16 protein-coding genes are annotated in these 18074 nt (G+C 44.6%); 12 read left to right on the top strand and 4 right to left on the bottom strand.

Translation table 11 applies throughout. From position 1 onward, the window contains the following. The 3 genes from VMW01_11440 to VMW01_11430 form a co-directional block, all read left to right on the top strand. Positions 1-2040 (top strand): PAS domain-containing protein (locus tag VMW01_11440; protein HUW06862.1); only part of this gene is annotated, 2040 nt, incomplete at its 5' end. Between the two features lie 8 nt (positions 2041-2048). Further along, entirely contained in the window at positions 2049-2486 is a 438-nt protein-coding gene (locus VMW01_11435; protein ID HUW06861.1) for a response regulator, read from the top strand. A gap of 107 nt (positions 2487-2593) precedes the next feature. Beyond that, on the top strand, positions 2594-4540 hold the full coding sequence (locus tag VMW01_11430; protein HUW06860.1) for a response regulator: 1947 nt from the start codon (positions 2594-2596) through the stop codon (positions 4538-4540). Positions 4541-4747: 207 nt separating this feature from the next. Here VMW01_11430 and VMW01_11425 read toward each other — a convergent pair whose 3' ends face one another. Next, positions 4748-7300 (bottom strand): tetratricopeptide repeat protein, encoded by a 2553-nt coding sequence (locus tag VMW01_11425; protein HUW06859.1) that lies wholly within the window; start codon positions 7298-7300, stop codon positions 4748-4750. Positions 7301-7645: 345 nt separating this feature from the next. Here VMW01_11425 and VMW01_11420 point away from each other — a divergent pair, with 345 nt between their 5' ends. The 4 genes from VMW01_11420 to lpdA are packed head-to-tail and all read left to right on the top strand — an operon-like array spanning position 7646 to position 11575. Beyond that, positions 7646-8542 carry a zinc ABC transporter substrate-binding protein gene (locus tag VMW01_11420; GenBank protein ID HUW06858.1) on the top strand — a complete coding sequence of 299 codons (897 nt, stop codon included), beginning with the start codon at positions 7646-7648 and terminating at the stop codon, positions 8540-8542. Further along, complete coding sequence (locus VMW01_11415) at positions 8532-9290, top strand: ATP-binding cassette domain-containing protein (protein HUW06857.1); 759 nt, start codon at positions 8532-8534, stop codon at positions 9288-9290. Before VMW01_11420 ends, VMW01_11415 begins: the two co-directional genes overlap by 11 nt. Then, a complete protein-coding gene (locus VMW01_11410; GenBank protein ID HUW06856.1) occupies positions 9287-10147 on the top strand; it encodes a metal ABC transporter permease in 861 nt (286 codons plus the stop codon). Before VMW01_11415 ends, VMW01_11410 begins: the two co-directional genes overlap by 4 nt. Before the next feature lie 36 nt (positions 10148-10183). Continuing rightward, the gene (gene lpdA, locus VMW01_11405) at positions 10184-11575 is read left to right on the top strand and encodes a dihydrolipoyl dehydrogenase (GenBank protein HUW06855.1); all 1392 of its coding nucleotides are present in this window, start codon (positions 10184-10186) and stop codon (positions 11573-11575) included. A gap of 123 nt (positions 11576-11698) precedes the next feature. Here lpdA and VMW01_11400 read toward each other — a convergent pair whose 3' ends face one another. Continuing rightward, positions 11699-11881, bottom strand: a complete 183-nt coding sequence (locus tag VMW01_11400) for a hypothetical protein (GenBank protein ID HUW06854.1) — start codon at positions 11879-11881, stop codon at positions 11699-11701. Between the two features lie 641 nt (positions 11882-12522). Here VMW01_11400 and pckA point away from each other — a divergent pair. From pckA to VMW01_11375, 5 genes are all read left to right on the top strand, one after another. Then, on the top strand, positions 12523-14145 hold the full coding sequence (gene pckA, locus VMW01_11395) for a phosphoenolpyruvate carboxykinase (ATP) (GenBank protein ID HUW06853.1): 1623 nt from the start codon (positions 12523-12525) through the stop codon (positions 14143-14145). A 195-nt stretch (positions 14146-14340) separates the two neighbouring features. Beyond that, complete coding sequence (locus VMW01_11390; protein ID HUW06852.1) at positions 14341-14844, top strand: LapA family protein; 504 nt, start codon at positions 14341-14343, stop codon at positions 14842-14844. Between the two features lie 219 nt (positions 14845-15063). Continuing rightward, positions 15064-15546 carry a C-GCAxxG-C-C family protein gene (locus VMW01_11385; protein ID HUW06851.1) on the top strand — a complete coding sequence of 161 codons (483 nt, stop codon included), beginning with the start codon at positions 15064-15066 and terminating at the stop codon, positions 15544-15546. 5 nt (positions 15547-15551) lie between these two features. Beyond that, positions 15552-16313 carry a sulfite exporter TauE/SafE family protein gene (locus VMW01_11380; GenBank protein ID HUW06850.1) on the top strand — a complete coding sequence of 254 codons (762 nt, stop codon included), beginning with the start codon at positions 15552-15554 and terminating at the stop codon, positions 16311-16313. A gap of 81 nt (positions 16314-16394) precedes the next feature. Next, the gene (locus VMW01_11375) at positions 16395-16979 is read left to right on the top strand and encodes a cysteine hydrolase family protein (protein HUW06849.1); all 585 of its coding nucleotides are present in this window, start codon (positions 16395-16397) and stop codon (positions 16977-16979) included. 577 nt (positions 16980-17556) lie between these two features. Here VMW01_11375 and VMW01_11370 read toward each other — a convergent pair. After that, entirely contained in the window at positions 17557-17766 is a 210-nt protein-coding gene (locus VMW01_11370) for a hypothetical protein (GenBank protein HUW06848.1), read from the bottom strand. 186 nt (positions 17767-17952) lie between these two features. After that, the coding region (locus VMW01_11365; GenBank protein HUW06847.1) for an IS1595 family transposase at positions 17953-18074 on the bottom strand (122 nt) is incomplete at its 5' end.

The raw sequence follows: 18074 nt of genomic DNA, 5'->3' as shown, positions 1-18074 counted from the left end.
CAGGCCTTAAGGGATAGTGAGGCCATACTCAAAGAAACTGGGCGGATTGCCAAGGTTGGAGGTTGGGAATTTGATGTTGCTACCCTCAAAGGAACGTGGACGGAAGAGGTTGCTTTAATTCACGACCTCGATCCAAAAGATGAAACTAACGTAGAAGTTGGGCTCAGCTTTTACTCTTCTACTAATCGCACCAAGATAGAACAGGCCATAGCTAACGCCATAGAAAAGCAGACACCTTATGACCTAGAACTAGAACTTACTACCCAAAAGAATAATCATAAGTGGGTAAGGACCATAGGAAATCCAGTGATCGAAAACGGTAAGGTGGTGCGCATTCGTGGATCGTTTCAGGATATCACCAAAATAAAGCGCTCGGAGCTCAATCTTAAACGCCAAAAAGATGAGCTACAGCTGCTTTTTTCCATTTCGCAAACCATAGAAACTTCAGGAGATTTCGTTTCCGCACTTCAACTCACCCTGGAGCAGGTATGCATTGCCACCGGCTGGACCCTTGGTGAGGCATGGTTTCCCAACAGCAGCAATACCCAACTAGACTACAGCAAAGCGTGGTATTCTACCGAACAGGCTCTTTTACCATACATTGACCTCAGCAAAAAACATCATTTTGAATGTGGAGCCGGCCTACCGGGAAGGGTGTGGCAGGAGAAAAACCCTGTTTGGATAAAGGATGTTCAGCATTATCACGACTTTCACCGATTCAAGGAAGCCATAGAATTTGGCATTGTTGCAGGAATTGGTGTTCCAGTGCTATCGGAAAAGGAGGTAATATGCATTATTGTTTTCTTTCTTAAGGAACGAAGAGATGAAGACGAACAGTTTATCCAGCTTGCATCCAACATTGCCTTACAGCTTGGGCAGCTCTACCAACGGAAAAAAGCGGAGGAGTCGCTTATTGATAGTGAGGCACGGCTAAGGTTATCGTTAGATGCCGCCCAACAGGGACTTTACGACTTGAATGTTCAAACAGGTGAGTGCATTGTTAACGACCAATATGCCCTTATGCTGGGTTACGATCCAGCCACTTTTGTAGAAACCAACAACTTCTGGATAGAAAGGCTCCACCCCGAAGACAAACCAATTACCGAAAAAGCTTACCTCGACTATGTTAACGGAGTAACCGATGAGTATAAAGTAGAGTTTAGACAAAGAACAAAAGATGGAAGTTGGAAGTGGATTATGTCGGTTGGGAAGATAGCAGAATATGACTCTTCCAATGCACCGCTTCGAATGCTAGGTACCCACACCGATATTACCATTCAAAAAGAGACAGAAAACGAAATTAAGATACTTAACGAAACGCTAGAACAACGGGTGATTGAACGAACAGCCCAGCTGGAGGCAGTAAACAATGAGCTGGAAGCGTTTTCCTACTCCGTTTCGCATGACCTGCGCGCACCCCTTCGCCACATCAACGGTTTTGGCGATATGCTCATGAAGAAGCATGCCGCAAGCCTCAATGCTGAAGCACAGCGTTACATAAATACAATAATGGGCTCAGCTCAGCAAATGGGAACCCTAATCGATGATCTACTGCAGTTTTCCAGAACCGGACGCGCAGAGCTAAAAAAGAGTATGCAGGATATAAACGCGCTAGTTAAGGAGGTGATAAAATCGGTAAAACCTGAAACTAATAATCGGCAGATTGATTGGGTAATAAACCCATTACCTGATGCCTACGGCGATTTCAATCTCCTTCGTCAGGTTTGGACAAACCTCATTGATAATGCCCTGAAGTACACCAGAACTAGGAATATTGCTAGAATAGAAATTGGGTGCAACTTGAACAACTCTGACCAGATATTTTACGTAAAGGATAACGGCGTTGGCTTCGATATGAAGTATGCCCTAAAGTTGTTTGGTGTATTCCAACGACTCCATGCCGCAGCAGAGTTTGAGGGAACAGGAATTGGTCTTGCCAACGTCAAACGAATTATTACTCGCCACGGCGGCACAATATGGGCCGAGGCAGAGTTAGATAGAGGAGCAACATTTTTCTTCACCTTACCAAATAAACAGTAGCCATGCATGTGGAAGTTAAAACAATCTTGCTTGCTGAAGATAACCTGAACGATGTTGAGCTTACGCTTTCTGCCTTAGAAGACTTAAACATTGCCAACAAGGTGGTGGTGGTTCACGACGGTGTTGAGGCCTTAGAATACCTTAGGCGGGAAGGCAAATACAAGGAGCGATCCGAAGAAAATCCAGGAGTAGTCCTGCTCGATATTAAAATGCCCAGAATGGATGGTATTGAGGTATTAAATGCTATCAGGCAAGACCCAAGCCTAAGAAAAATTCCGGTGGTAATGCTTACCTCATCGAGGGAAGAAAATGACTTAGTGAGAACTTACGAGATGGGAGTTAATGCCTACGTTGTTAAGCCCGTTGATTTCAGCCAGTTCGTGGATGCAGTGAAGCAGCTGGGAATTTTTTGGGCACTGGTAAACGAGGTGCCCAAAAAAAGTTAATCAGCTGACTTTATGCTTTGTTTCGTAAACCCATTAAACAGATTTTACTCTTAAAGGCAATTTACCATTACGCCAAAGGTTGAACAAACATTTTTTCCAAATCATCAATGGATAATAAAGCAATAATAAAATCAGAGATAAAAATTCTTCTGCTAGAAGATTACCAGGCTGACTCAGAACTGGTTAGAGAACTATTGAGAAGCGAAGGGTATACTGGTTATTTTAAATCGGTTTCCACCGAGTCAGCCTTTGTTGAGGAGTTAAAAAACAGCCAATACGATTTGATACTCTCGGACTACAACCTCCCTAGTTTTAACGGCATGGAGGCGCTGCGGCTTGCACAAACCCACCTTCCGGAAGTTCCCTTTATTTGTGTATCGGGGTCAATTGGTGAGGACCGTGCTGTTGAGCTGCTAAAGAATAAAGCAACCGACTATGTGCTAAAGGACCAACTCGAAAAGTTACCCTTGGCGGTAAGCAGGGCACTAAAGGAAGCACAGGAGCTGCTGGCACTTGAGGCGGCCCAAAAGGAGTTGCACCGACTATCGCAAGCGGTTATGCAGAGCCCATCAGGCGTAATTATTTCTGACACCAACGGTAAAATTGAGTATATCAATCCCCGCTTCACTGAAATATCAGGTTATCCACCGGAGATGGTTGTCGGAAAAACTGTGCGTATTCTTAAAGAAGAGTCCAACTCGCCGGAAAACTTCAACCATATATGGGAGACTATCAGGTCTGGGAAAGTATGGAAAGGAGAATACTTCAGCAAGCGGAGAAGTGGTGAGCGATATTGGGAGTATGTCGCCATCTCGCCCCTACTCAATGAAGGAGGAGAAATAATCAGCTATACCATCAACACCGAAGATATTACAGAACAAAAACGCCTTACGCAAGAACTCATTCAAGCCAAGGAAAAAGCAGAGGCAGGAGACAAACTCAAAACCGCTTTCATGCAAAACATTTCGCACGAGGTTCGTACACCACTAAATGGCATTCTAGGATTTGCCAGCCTTATTGCACAGCCAAACCTTTCGGAAGAAAACAGAAAAAATTACCTCAACATACTAAACACCAGCAGCGATAGGCTCTTGAACACCATTACAAACTACATGGATATTTCTCTAATCGCCTCAGGTAGCCAAGAAATACATAAAAAGCCCTTTCTACTGGCTGATTTGTTTTCAGAGCTCAACTACAAATTTCAACCCATAGCCGAAGCAAAAAAAATTACTCTAAACCTTCTGATATCCAAGGAGGTTGTCAACTTTTCCCTTAATTCCGATGAGGCACTGCTAAAGAAATCGTTTGCTCATTTGCTCGACAACGCCATAAAATTCACCTCTGAGGGGCAAATTGATATTGGCTTTGAAATAGCCGATGACAAGGTCAACCTGTTTGTAAGCGACACGGGCACTGGCATAGACAAAGAAAACCAAATAAGTGTTTTTAAATTCTTCATGCAGGAAAACACTTCAATCAACCGTGGGTATGAGGGAAGCGGCCTTGGACTCTCCATTGCGCAAGGTTTTATTCAGCTTCTTAACGGAACCATAACCATGGAATCGGAAAAAGGAATCGGTAGCCGCTTTACAATTTCTATTCCAGTAGAAACGTTGGAGCCACCAAACTCGATGGCTCATGAGCATCAAAACCCCATTATATCGCCAACAAACATTCCCACCATTCTCATCGCCGAAGACGATGAGCTCAACTACCTTTACACCAAAACCGTCTTAGAAGAAGCATCCTTTGCTGTAATTAGGGCTGCAAATGGAAAAGAGGCCGTGGAAGTTTGCCTTACCCATCCTGAAGTTGCGCTTGTACTAATGGACATTAAGATGCCTGTTCAAGATGGTTATGAAGCAACTAAGCATATTAAGCAACAGAGCAAAAATATGCCTATTATTGCCCTTACTGCCTATGCTATGGTTGGTGACCGACAAAAAGCATTAGACGCAGGATGCGACGATTACCTTTCAAAGCCAGTTATTGCCACACAGCTCCTCGATGTAGTTGCAAAATTCATTATTCTAAGCACCTCAAACAAGTAAAGTAATTATAACTTAACCTTTGGATAAAACTGCACGAATGAGAATAGCCTACCTTTGCCATCAGTTAGGTTGAAATCATCCTATTTGGTTAGTGATTATTTCAATAGGTTTAGTTAGGCTAGGTGGTTAAAGAGCGGTTTGTTAAAACAATTCCGCTCTTTTTTTACCCACTCCAATACCATATAATTACGATTAGGCTTTAATAAACTACAGTTTAAATCCAATAACCAAGATATCATCCACCTGATCGTTATCACCCTTCCAATCCAAATGAGTTTTTAGGAGCATTTCGCGCTGCTGATCAATTGGCATCGGGCTAATTTCTGTAAGTAGTCGCTTAAACGGTTTAGTCATGAACTTACGTCCGTCGGCGCCACCAAACTGATCGGCGTAACCATCGGAGAAAATAAAGAGTGAATCACCTGGTAGATAATCAACAACTTGGCACGTAAAAGGCTCATTGTCTGTAAGGTGAATACCAATTGGCATCTTATCGGCTTTATATTCAAATAACTCGCCGTTTCGAACCAAGTAAAGTGGGTTGTAGGCACCCGCAAACTCCACCTTCCGTGTTGCAGGATCAATAATGCAGAGGGAAATATCCATGCCGTCCTTTTGCTCATCCTTCTTACCAGTTTGCGACAAGGTCCGCTTAACGCTTTCCCTAAGATGATCGAGCACCAAATTGGCCGAAACCACGGCATCCTTCATCACAATCTCATCGAGGAACGATACGCCCAACATGCTCATAAAAGCACCTGGAACACCATGTCCGGTGCAGTCGGCGGCAACCACAATGGTTTTACCGTCACGGGCAGTAATCCAGTAAAAATCTCCACTCACAATGTCGCGAGGAAGGAAAAGCACGAAGCTTGCAGGGAGTAATCGGTTGAAGCGATCCAGCGGAGGCAGCACCGAAGTTTGGATTCTGCTGGCGTAGCGAATAGAATCGGTAATCTCCTGCTTTTGGTGCGAAATAAGTACGTTTTTCTCGTTCAGAAGTTTATTAGCCGACTTAATCTTACGGTAAAGTTTGAAGAGTAAAACTATAAAAACCAAAATCAGTAAAAATCCAACAACAAAGGTAAAAATCATTAGTCGTTGCCTCTGGATAACACTGTTTTGCAGAGCTGTTTCAGTATTAAGTTGCTTAATGGCTTGTTCCTTCTTTTCGGTCTCGTAACGGGTTTGTAGTTCAGAGATATCCTTCTGGCTCTTCTCAGAGAAGATGGAATCCTTAACAGCAATAAATAGCTTAAGGTAATCCAGCGACTCCTTGGGTTGGTTCAGTTTTTCGTAAACCAACGACAAGCGGTGGTAAATATAGCGTTTAAGCTCCCGCATGCCATTTTGCTTTGCCAGCCGTAAGCACTGTCGATAGTTGTCGATAGCCTGCTCATAATCTCCTCTTCGGTAACTCACCTCCGCAAGCCCGTATTCGGCTAAGGCCATTTGATAGGTTAAACCCAACTTCTTGGCGGTTTTTAAAACACGAATATTGAAATCGACTGAACGGCTATATTGCCGCTCATAGCTGGCAATCTTTGCAAGGTTGATATAAACAATTAGTGAATTTGGAGTATCGTCAATAGTTTGATAAGCTTGCAGCGCTTGATCGTAGGCTTCCTTGCCCTTAAGAAATGCATGCTCAATCTCCTTTTCTGAAATATATTGAATAGAATCCTCCCAGTATTCACCATATCGGATGGTAAATTCCAAGGATGCCAACCGTGTGTATACGTTGCCAATATTTACCATACAGTTGGCAATGGACTGCTTCTCGTCGTTCTCCTTAAAAATGTTCAGGGCACTTTGATAGTACTCCAGCGCTTTGTTGAAATTTTGCCGGTTGGACTCCACAGACAGCTCGCTCTGAACCATATTTTCGTAAACGGTCCCAATGTGAAAGAGGCAGTTAGCCATAAGCACCCGTTCCCCTATCTTTTCAAAATAGGTAGAGGCATCCTGAAAAGGCTTAATGGCAGCCTGGTAATTTCCCTGCCTTACCTCACACCGTCCTACATTGAACAAGGCAAATGCAACGCCGTAGGTATCGTGCTGCTTTTCCCCAATCTTAAGGCATTGGCTATAGTAAGTAAGCGAGCTATCAAATTTTCCCAGCTCGTAGTACACCTCCCCGAGGTTATCGGCAGTACGAGCCAACTTACGCAAGTCGGGCTGTTTCTCCCGCAAACGGTAGGCATTCCGAAGCAATATGGAGGCACTATCGAGGCTGCCACGAGCTAAGCAATAACGACCAAGCTCATGATAGGCATAGGCAATAAACTCCTCATCGTTTTTATTTTTTGCCTTAACAAGTACCTCATTGGCAAATTTCTCGGCCTTCGGAATGTTATTCTGCAAGTAGTAGTTTTGGCCAATATTGATAAGGATGTTCATCTCCCCCTTAAAGTAACCAACCTTCTGTGAAAGTTCTAACCCACGCTGAAAATTTCGTTCAGCCTCATCGTAGTTGTCCCTGAAGCTATAAACCATACCCAAGTTGTCGAGGGCGTCCACCTCAGCCTCACTTACCTTAAACTGCTTTGCCAAGCTCAGCGCCTCCTTGGCATAGGCCTCAGCATCCTTCCTGTCAAGGATTTCAGGAGTAAGTTCATTGAGAACGGCTAACCGCTCCTTGTCCTTAGCAGTCTTTAGCAGATTCACGAGGCTGTCGATACGAGCTTCTTGGGCGTTCAAGCTGCCAAAACTACCAACAGAAAAGATAAATAGAAGGATACGAATCAAGGTAGGGCGCATGATTGTGGTTTTTGCTTCAAAGCAAATTTAACAATTACACCATAATAAAAGCATATACAATCCAATTGTTTGCATTTTTTTGTTCTACACCCTCACTTTGTTGGCGAACAAAAAGGAGGTAGCGCTGTTTTAAATTCCCAGAACATAAGAAACCAGAATGATTTTGTATACCTAATATTTCCCTACCTTTGCTACAGATTATGATAATCGATCGTAAATTCTTATACCTAAGAGCATACGATTGGTCAATATTTCACTACATTAGGATATTGCAATAGGTAAATGTATATTCTATTTTTGTATAGTAATCTCAAAGAACAAACAACTTAAATCAATACAAGTCTCATGAAAATTGCTGCATACCTAGCGTTGGGATTAGTCCTGTTTGGAAGTTGGAGCGGCTGTACCAACAACAAACAACAAAACACAAAAAGAACAGTGGCCGTAAGTATACTGCCCCAGAAGTATTTTGTCGATCAAATTGCAGGCAACCGCTACAATGTGTTGGTGATGGTTCCGCAAGGTTCAAGCCCAGAAACCTATGAGCCAACTGCCTTCCAACTTACTGAACTCTCACACGCAATGGTCTACTTCAGGTTGGGAAACCTCGACTTTGAAAATACAATGCTTCGTGGGATTACCGATAACTTCCCAAACCTAAAAGTAGTTGACTGTTCCAAGGGCATCGACCTAATTCGTGGGGATGAGTTAGAAGGTTCTGACGACAATCACCACCAAGGTGTTGACCCGCACATTTGGATCTCCCCAAAAACTGTAAAGGTGATAGCTCAAACCATGGTTAATGCGCTTATGGAGGCCGATCCAGATTACGCTGACTCTCTCAAGGCTGGCTACACCAAGTTTATATCCACCATCGATAGCCTCGATAAAATGATGGCAAACGCAGTAGCGCAGCACCACATTAAGGCCGTTATGGATTTTCATCCAGTACTTTCATACCTTGCCCGCGACTATGGCTTTAACCAAATTGCCATTGAATCGGACGGAAAAGAGCCCTCACCAAAGCAGATGAAATCGACCATTGATATTGCCAAAACCAACGGAATAAAATCCATTTTTGTTCAGCAAGAGTTTGATACCGAAAGGGCCACCATTATTGCCAACGAAGTTGGTGCATCGGTAGTTAAGCTTAACCCGCTTGGTTATAACTGGGACAAAAACATCCGCAACATAATTGGCCAATTTGAACAAGTTAATAACGTTGAGCAACATGCCAGATAAGCTAATTGAGGTCAAGAATGTTACGGCCGGATATGACGACACCATTATCCTTCGTAACATCAACCTTGAAATTAAACCAAACGATTTTCTTGGTATTATTGGGCCAAACGGTGGAGGTAAGACCACGCTGCTGAAGTTGCTGCTTGGACAAATCACGCCATTTTCAGGGAAGGTAATCAACAATCTACAAGCAGATGTAAGTCGCGGGACAATAGGCTATCTGCCACAGGTACACGGCATAGACAAAACATTTCCAATCACCGTTCAGGAGGTTGTGCTGTCGGGATTAATGGGCCAAAAGGGAATGAGTAACAGGTTTACCACCGAAGAGAAGCAAAAGGCGGAAAACCTGCTTCATAAAACTAACACCTACGGCTACCGGCACAAAACCATCGATGAGCTTTCGGGAGGGCAGCTGCAGCGAATTTTTCTTTGCCGTGCACTCATCTCCGATCCCCAACTTCTTATTCTCGATGAGCCCAACACCTTTGTGGATAGCCAGTTTGAGAATGAGCTATACTCTATCCTCCGGGAGATGAACGAAAGGATGGCCATCGTAATGGTCTCGCACGATTTGGGAACCATTACCTCCTATGTAAAGACCATTGCCTGCGTAAATCGAAACCTAAATTACCACAATTCCAACATCATATCGGAAGAGCAGCTGGCCGTGTATGAATGCCCCATTCAACTTATCAGCCACGGTCCAGTTCCACATACCGTGCTAAAAACTCACAACCACAAATGAGCCAACTGTTTCAAGACATAATAGCCTATCCCTTTCTATACCGAGCGTTTATTGCTGGTCTGCTACTCTCAGTGGCCGCAGGAATTGTGGGAACCTACATTGTTGCCCGGCGGCTGGTTTTTCTCACAGGAGGAATTACCCACGCTTCATTTGGTGGCATAGGAATGGCCTACTTTGCAGGTATCAATCCAATATGGGGTGCTTTCGTATTCAGCATTTTTTCGGCACTTGGCATTGACCTAGTTACCACCAGAGGAAAGGTGCGCGAAGATTCTGCAATTGGCATGCTCTGGTCGTTTGGAATGGCAGTAGGTATCATATTTATTGCGTTAACACCTGGCTACGCTCCCAACCTGATGGGATTTCTTTTCGGTAGCATTGTTACTGTAACCACGGTAGACCTTGTTGTTATTGTTGCCGTAAACATTTTGGTGCTATTCTCTTTTGGCTTCTTCTTCCGATGGATACTTTACAGTGCCTTCGATGCAGAGTTTGCCAAAACACAAAACATACCGGTTAGGCTAGTCAATACCCTAATGCTGGTAATGGTTTCCATTACCATTGTAGCTGGGATTAGAATGGTAGGGATAATCCTGCTGCTTTCCATTTTGACATTGCCCTCCAGCACGGCCAACCTTTTCACCCGGCGATTCAAGACTATTGCAATTATCGCCATTGCCATAAACATGGTATCCATTGGCTCAGGGCTTATTTTTGCTTTTGAATTGAACATTCCAAGTGGGGCAGCCGTTGTATTTGTGCAAGTTATAACATTTGCCGTGGCGAAGTTATTTGTAACCTTGCAGATGAAGCTAAGCGTGAAGCGAAACATGAGTAAGAACCAACTTTCAGAATAAAATATTCAACAAAATAATAACCAAACAACAGAGTCGATGAACTACGATTTATTAGTTATAGGTGGCGGACCCGGCGGGTACGTTGCAGCCATAAGAGCAAGTCAGCTTGGGTTAAAGGTGGGCGTCGTTGAAAAGGAGAACGTTGGAGGTATCTGCCTAAACTGGGGCTGTATTCCCACCAAAGCACTGCTAAAAAGCGCCAATGTGTTTGAGTATGCATTGCATGCAGCAGACTATGGAGTTAAAATTGAAGGTGAAGCAAAACCCGATTTCTCTAAAATGGTTGAGCGTAGCCGTGAGGTGGCCAACGGCATGAGCAAGGGCGTTCAGTTTCTGTTCAAAAAGAACAAGATTGAAACCATCTCCGGCTTTGGCAAGCTTACCGACAACCATACGGTGGAAGTTACAGCTACCGATGGAACCAAAAGCAGCCACACAGCCAAGCATATTATTCTCGCCACCGGTGCCCGCTCACGTGAGCTGCCCAACCTTCCTCAGGATGGCATTAAGGTTATTGGCTACCGTCAGGCGCTTACCCTGCCAAAACAGCCAAAATCCATGGTGGTGGTTGGCTCCGGAGCCATTGGCAGTGAATTTGCCTACTTCTACAACGCCATCGGCACAAAAGTAACGCTGGTAGAGTTTCTCCCCAACGTTGTGCCGCTCGAGGACGAAGAGGTCTCTAAAACGCTTGAGCGCTCATTCAAAAAGGCCGGAATTAATGTAATGACCAACGCCTCGGTGGAGTCGGTTGATACAACTGGCAAAACCTGCAAGGTGAAGATCCAAACCAAGAAGGGTGTTGTAGAGGAGGAAGCAGAAATTGTGCTTTCGGCCGTGGGTATAACCTCCAACCTTGAGGGCATTGGGCTAGAAGCACTGGGTATTGTAATGGAAAAGGGAAAGGTTAAGGTTGATGAATTCTACCGCACCAACGTTGAAGGCGTTTACGCCATCGGCGACATTATTCCCGGACCTGCACTGGCCCACGTTGCATCTGCTGAAGGTATTACCTGCGTTGAGAAAATTGCTGGACAAACACCACGTCCCATCAACTACGGAAACATTCCCGGTTGCACCTATACCACCCCAGAGGTGGCCTCTGTTGGCATGACCGAAAAGGCTGCAGTTGAAGCGGGTTACGGAATTAAGGTGGGCAAGTTCCCATTTACTGCATCAGGAAAGGCTAGCGCTGCCGGAGCAAAGGATGGCTTTGTGAAGCTCATTTTCGATGCTAAGTATGGTGAACTGCTCGGCGCGCACATGATTGGTGCCAACGTAACCGAAATGATTGCAGAGCTGGTTGTTGCTCGTAACTTAGAAACCACAGGACACGAGATTATTAAGAGTATTCATCCTCATCCAACCATGAGCGAAGCCATTATGGAGGCAGCCGCTGCGGCATACGGTGAGGTTATTCACATGTAATAGCAAAGGAAGGCTATATGCAATAGAGAGCCGTGGCGGTATGCTGCGGCTCTTCTATTTTTGCTTTGGAATCAGCACAAAAACACCACGAGTTCCGCCAGCATCAATACTGTTTTCCACAAGCTACTCCTGAAAATTATGGGTGCCCTCCCACTTATAGAGGTTAAACTCTAGCCCCCAATTCGAACTAATTTCAACTATTGCAAGAACTTTAAGCTGAACCTTTCGACAAAACCGACGACCTGCTACATAAAGGTGGATGGTGAAGAGTGCGTCAACCTCAATTTCATCTCTAAATACCATCACGCCAGAGGACTTACTTCACGAGTGTTCAATTGTTAGCACGACACTATCCTATCCGATACCAAAATCCACCTTAAACGCACATCGCTGGGAATAGCTATCCGAAAACGATTGCTTAATTATTAATGTTATTTTACTAACATTAAGTATCGCCTCACACATTTAATGGTTACTTTTGCAATGGAAGTATTGCTAAGGCATAGCAGACGACAGGCTGCATAAAAAAAGAATGGCTCGCGTGGCTTTTCTGACACAGGCTCTCCGGGAAATATTGTAAGAGGTACTATCTTACACCTCGCCACCTAAATCACGCGCACTACTTAATTGCTTCTTTATATCGGCTAACGTGCAGCACTACAGGCATAAACGTACATACATGTTAGCCTACAAAGAACATTTGTGCACCGCTCCTATAGCGTTTGTGAAAACACACTTAGCACGACTTAAAAGGTACCATTAGCGTATGCCCATTAAAACGTTCAATTTTAAAACGCGTACGAGCATTTTGGTCGCTAGTAGGAAATAAAAAATTGAAACTTTTTTTGTTCCGAAAACGATTTAATTAACAGTTTTAACCACTTTTGGCAAACAAATAGTAAGGGGGAAGTGTTACCCCAAATGTATTTCTCAAAAAAAAACGAATTATGGAAAAACTAACGAAAGCGCTACAAGGCTATGGAATCACCAATGTAAAGGAGATTTACTATAATCCTAGCTACGAAATGCTATTCGAGCACGAAACTGACCCAAAACTTGAGGGTTTTGAAAAGGGAATATTAACCAAGCTGGGCGCAATTAATGTTGATACCGGGAGGTTTACCGGCCGAAGCCCCAAAGACAAGTTCATTGTAAAGGAGTCCTCCTCCGAAGCCAATGTTTGGTGGGCTCAGCCTGGGAAGAAGAGTTCCGACAACAAGCCCCTCTCCGAAGAGAACTGGAAGAAGTTAAAGGCGCTTTCGGCAAAACAGCTCTCCGGCAAAAAGCTCTACGTTGTTGACTGCTACTCCGGAGCCAACCCCGACACCCGCCTTAAGGTTCGTTTTGTACTCGAGGTTGCATGGCAGGCGCATTTCATTAAAAATATGTTCATTCGTCCTACCGAAGAGGAACTCAAAGATTTTGAACCCGATTTTGTTTCGCTAAACGCCTCCAAAGTTACCAATCCAGACTGGAAGGAGATGGGCATGAACTCGGAGGTGTTTGTGGTTTTCAACCTTGGCGAAAAAATGTCGGTTATTGGTGGCAGCTGGTATGGTGGCGAAAACAAGAAGGGTATCTTCTCCGTGATGAACTACTTCCTGCCGCTTAAGGGCATTGCAGCCATGCACTGCTCGGCCAACGTTGGTAAAAAAGGCGATGTAGCCATCTTCTTTGGTCTTTCAGGAACGGGAAAAACAACCCTCTCCGCCGATCCCAACCGCGAGCTCATCGGCGACGACGAGCATGGCTGGGACGACAATGGCGTATTCAACTTTGAAGGAGGTTGCTACGCTAAGTGCATCGACCTTGACCCAAAGAAGGAACCCGATATTTACGCAGCTATCCGTCGCGATGCGTTGCTGGAAAACCTCGACATTGATGCGCAAGGCAACATTGATTTCTCATCCAAGAAAAAGACCGAGAACACCCGTGTTTCCTATCCCATTTACCACATCAAGAATATTGTAAAGCCGGTTTCAAGAGCAGGCCACGCAAAGAATGTGATATTTCTTACGGCCGATGCCTTTGGCATTCTCCCTCCCGTTTCGAGGCTAACCCCCGACCAAACACAGTATCACTTCCTTAGCGGCTTTACATCGAAGCTGGCAGGCACCGAGCTGGGTGTTACCGAACCTCAGCCAACCTTTAGCAGCTGCTTTGGTCAAGCATTCCTACTACTCCACCCAACGGTTTACGCCCGCGAGCTAGTAAGAAAAATGGAGATGAATGGCTCAAAAGCATACCTCGTTAACACCGGATGGATTGGTGGCAAGTATGGAGTTGGCAAGCGCATCGATCTGCCCTCAACCAGAGCAATAATCAATGCCATCCTAGATGGGTCCATTGAAAATACAGATTTTGAAACTCTGCCAGTCTTCAACCTTCAAATACCCAAAAGCGTTCCGAATGTTGACAGCAAAATCCTCAACCCTCGCAACGCTTGGAACAACAAGGCGGAGTACGACGAAACAGCCAAGATGCTGGGCGAAAAGTTCATCAAGAACTTTGAGAACTTTACCGACAACGATGCTGGCAAACGTTTAATCGCAGCAGGACCAAAAATCTAAAAACTACTGCGTTTCTATACATTAGAGAGGGCAACCACTATATTGGTAGCCCTCTCTCTTTTTTTACACATCAATACGAATTATTCTAATCGATGGAATCCAGCAAGAAAGTTTAACATATTTTTAGTGAATTAAATTGAGGTAAAACTTGACATGGTCTGTTTATCTATGTACCTTTTACAAAAAATTGAAGCCATGACATCACCACTGCTTGCATCGGAAATTGAGGCCCTAAAGAAGGAGAAGAAAACGGGTAAGGTATTTGGCTCAGACATCGGAGTTCTGCTTGCCATTTCGGGCATTGCCATCTCCATTACCATGGGTGAGCTTCACTATGTGGTTTACATTCTGATAAACGTTTTTGTAGGAGCTGTGATAGGTTACCTCGTATCGATGTGGATAAATAGAAAAGTGAATGCTGACCTCCGCACGGGTAACAAGGAGGTTAAGGTGGAAACCATCACCGACAAAGAGCAGGTGGACGAACCCATTGCAAATCTATCGGAAACTGCAGGCCTCACTGAAAATCCATCGTTCCTGCCCACCGACCTCGCTACGCAAAAGCACTACTTCCTTATTGGCGACGACCTCATTGAGGTTGACAAGGAGATGTACCAAAAGGTTGATAAGGGTGAGCACGTAAAAGTTCACATGGCTCAAAAATCTGGGGTCATATTTAAGGTTGAACTCCTTGACTAACGTTGTTTGCTAAGCTACTGCTCAACACATCGTTCTATGTAATCGATGGTATTGCTAAGCCAGCCAGAAAAATTTTCCGATAATTTTAGCTCTTATTAGGAAACAAAGTACAGCCTTTGAGCATATATTGTGGCACGCATTGGGAGCATCCTGCCGCTTAAAGGTGACTGTTGTCAATGTGCTAGTTCTATGTTCAGTGTAACGTTTTAATCGGCTTTGATGACAAGCACAAATAGCGCCACCTCTTTGGCTGAAGAGCAAGCTATAAGCAATTTTTCCAACGGCATGAGCTGTGCCCAAGCAGTGTTTTCCGTTTTTGCACCACAATACGGCATTGAGCCAGCCATGGCCCTTCGGCTAAGTGGTGCCATGGGCGGTGGAATTGGTCGCAAGCAGGAGATATGTGGAGCCTTTAACGCCAGTAGCTTGGTAATTGGCCTGCACTTTGGCAATACAAACGTCGACGATAAGGAGGCAAAAGAAAAAACGAGCGCCCTAGCCCAGCTCTTTCTCGACCGTATGGAAAAAACATTTGGTGGAACCACCTGTAGCCAAATTCTTGGTGGAGCATCGCTAAAGACTTTAAAAGATAGAGATTTTGTAAAAACCCAAAACCTTTCGGAGCACAAATGTGTTCCTTGTATTAGAGAATCGGTAAGAGTGTTAGCAGAGCTAACCCTATCCAAAACCAAAGAGAGTTAATAAACATGCCGCATCTACAAGTATATCTCTGGATATTAAGTGCACTAATCATACTTTCAGCCTCCGTGCTTAAAGGGCTTACCGGCTTTGGCTTCGCGCTTATTGCCCTCCCTGTGCTCTCGCTCATCTTTCCCATGAGCGTGCTGGTGCCTGCCATGAGCATCTTCAACATGTTTACTAGCCTGCTCATAGTGCTGCAGATGAAGGAAAAAATTCGCTGGCACTACTTTGTTCCCATGTTTGCCGCCAGCTTGCTGGGTATTCCTCTCGGTATCTACTTCTTGGAATACATCAATGAGTTTACGCTGAAAATTATAACAGGCATTGTGGTAATTATTTTTTCAGTGAAAATGCTTGGTGAGATTAAACTTGCAAAACGGTTTAAGGAAATGCCCATTGTGTTTGCCGGCTTCTTGAGCGGGATTCTAAATACGAGCATCTCCGTTGGCGGACCACCCATTGTGATTGCCATGACCCGCAAAGGCTACGGAAAACAGCTATTTCGAGGAGCGCTGGCATGGTTCAGCATGTTTTCCGCGCTATTTACCACAGCGGCATACTTTGCGAAGCATCTCGTGCCTCACGAATCGCTGACGCTGGCGTTGAGCTGTGCTCCACTTCTGCTGCTTGGCTCAAGGTGGGGAAACAGGTGGGCGCTAAAAATTCATCAGGAGAAATTCAGAAAAGTGGTGGTGGTAATGAACATCATAACTGGAATTGTAATTGTTGCCGCTACTCTAATTAAGGGGAAACACGGGCAGCCGTAGCAGCAGCAAATTGTTTTGGTGTAAATCGAGTAATTTGCTGTATATTACCGATACCCAAACAACACCTAAAAGCCATTGATTATGAAAAACAAGCTAACCCTACTCCTCGCAGCATTGCTGATGGCAGCCACTGCAACAGCACAGGAGAAGCCCAAGACGGAGGTTTTACTCATCATCGACGAGCAATACTTTTACTTTCCCGGCGGTAAATCGGAGCTGGTAAACCCGATTCCTGCAGCCCAAAATACCCAGAAGATTCTTCTCCGTTTCAGGCAGGAGAAAAAACCCGTAATATTTATCAAGCATAAGGTTGAGTCGGGTGGCGACATATACGAGCTGGTTAAGCCGGTTGAGGACGAAAAGGTGATTACCAAGACCGATGTAAACAGCTTTAAGGGAACCGACCTGGAGCGCATGCTCATGGAGCTCAATGCCGGTAAACTGGTAATTTGCGGAATGCAAACGCAGATGTGCGTGGAGGCAGCCGTAAGGGCCGCAGCCGACAAGGGCTATGATGTAACACTCATTAGCGATGCCTGCGCCACAAGAAATTTGGAGTACAACGGTGTAAAGGTAAAGGCAAAACTGGTGCAAGCAGAAACGCTTGCCACCCTAAAGAGCTACGCCAAAATAATGACTACCAAAGAATTCCTTACCGGTAAATAGCGCAACCGCATTGCACGGTATAAAAGATATGGGCTGGCCACAATGGCTGGCCTTTTTTTGTTTAAGGGGATTTTGGGCAATAGAGAGACCCATTATTATGGTGCAATAGAAAGGTAGATACGGAAAAGCATAAGGCGCTGTAGGAGTCAAACGTTGGTAGCGCAATGGATCAATGCGTGGGCACTCCGTAGGTGTGCAACAAATCCCTTAGCCCGGTTATTTGCGGCGAATAGTTGCGCACCTACGGCGCGCTAGTTTTATATGGATTGATTTTTCTACCAACGTTAGGCCTCTACGAGGCCGTATTTAGGAAGAACCTTTCGATTATACCCAAATTCACTTTTGCCGTTTTTACGCTCCCTTCGGCCTAAGGGTCCCCGGCTGCACAGCCCAGGGCGCTCGCCTCCGGACCATCGCCATTGTAACTCATAGCCCACGGTTTCAACCGTGGGTAATTAAATTCCGATGAAAAGTCCAAACCGTTTCAACGGTTTATGGAGTTCTCCGCCCCTTATTGGCTCCGCAGCCTAGGGCGTTCCGGTAAACACCGCTGCTTGTGATGTAACTTGAAGGGTGGTTATGGCAAGATCACGTTATCCAGGGAGGCCATTAGCGCCTTTACCTCTTCATAGGACTCCTTCACACGCCTATTTAAGGAGTTGTTTACCCAGTTGGATTTAAGGAGGCAACCACCCTTTTTATCAGGCTCAATCCATGCCACGTGCAGCACGTTTAACAGGAACTTTTCGCCATCGGAATCGGTTAGCTCAATATAGATGTTTTTCATGGGAGGGAAGATTTAATGTTAAGTAATATTAGGAAAAGAATGCATATATCTTCCTAAAATAACTTGACAGATTTTTAACTAAAAACTACTTTAAGCTTACATGAAGATACTGTATTCCTGCTTTTCCATTACCAATACGTTCATATTCATTTTATGTTAAAAAAGAGTATGTATATCCGTAAAGTGTCATAATCCTGTAATATTGGCTACCACTAGCCTATCGAAGATTTTATCACCAAAATACCTTCTGTTTAATTTGTATACGAACTCATCAAGGTACTGCTGTAGATATTTTCTTTTTATTTTAT

Origin of the sequence: Williamwhitmania sp., assembly GCA_035529935.1 — a bacterium.
Taxonomy (GTDB): domain Bacteria; phylum Bacteroidota; class Bacteroidia; order Bacteroidales; family Williamwhitmaniaceae; genus Williamwhitmania.
This window is presented reverse-complemented; position numbering and strand designations above follow the sequence as displayed.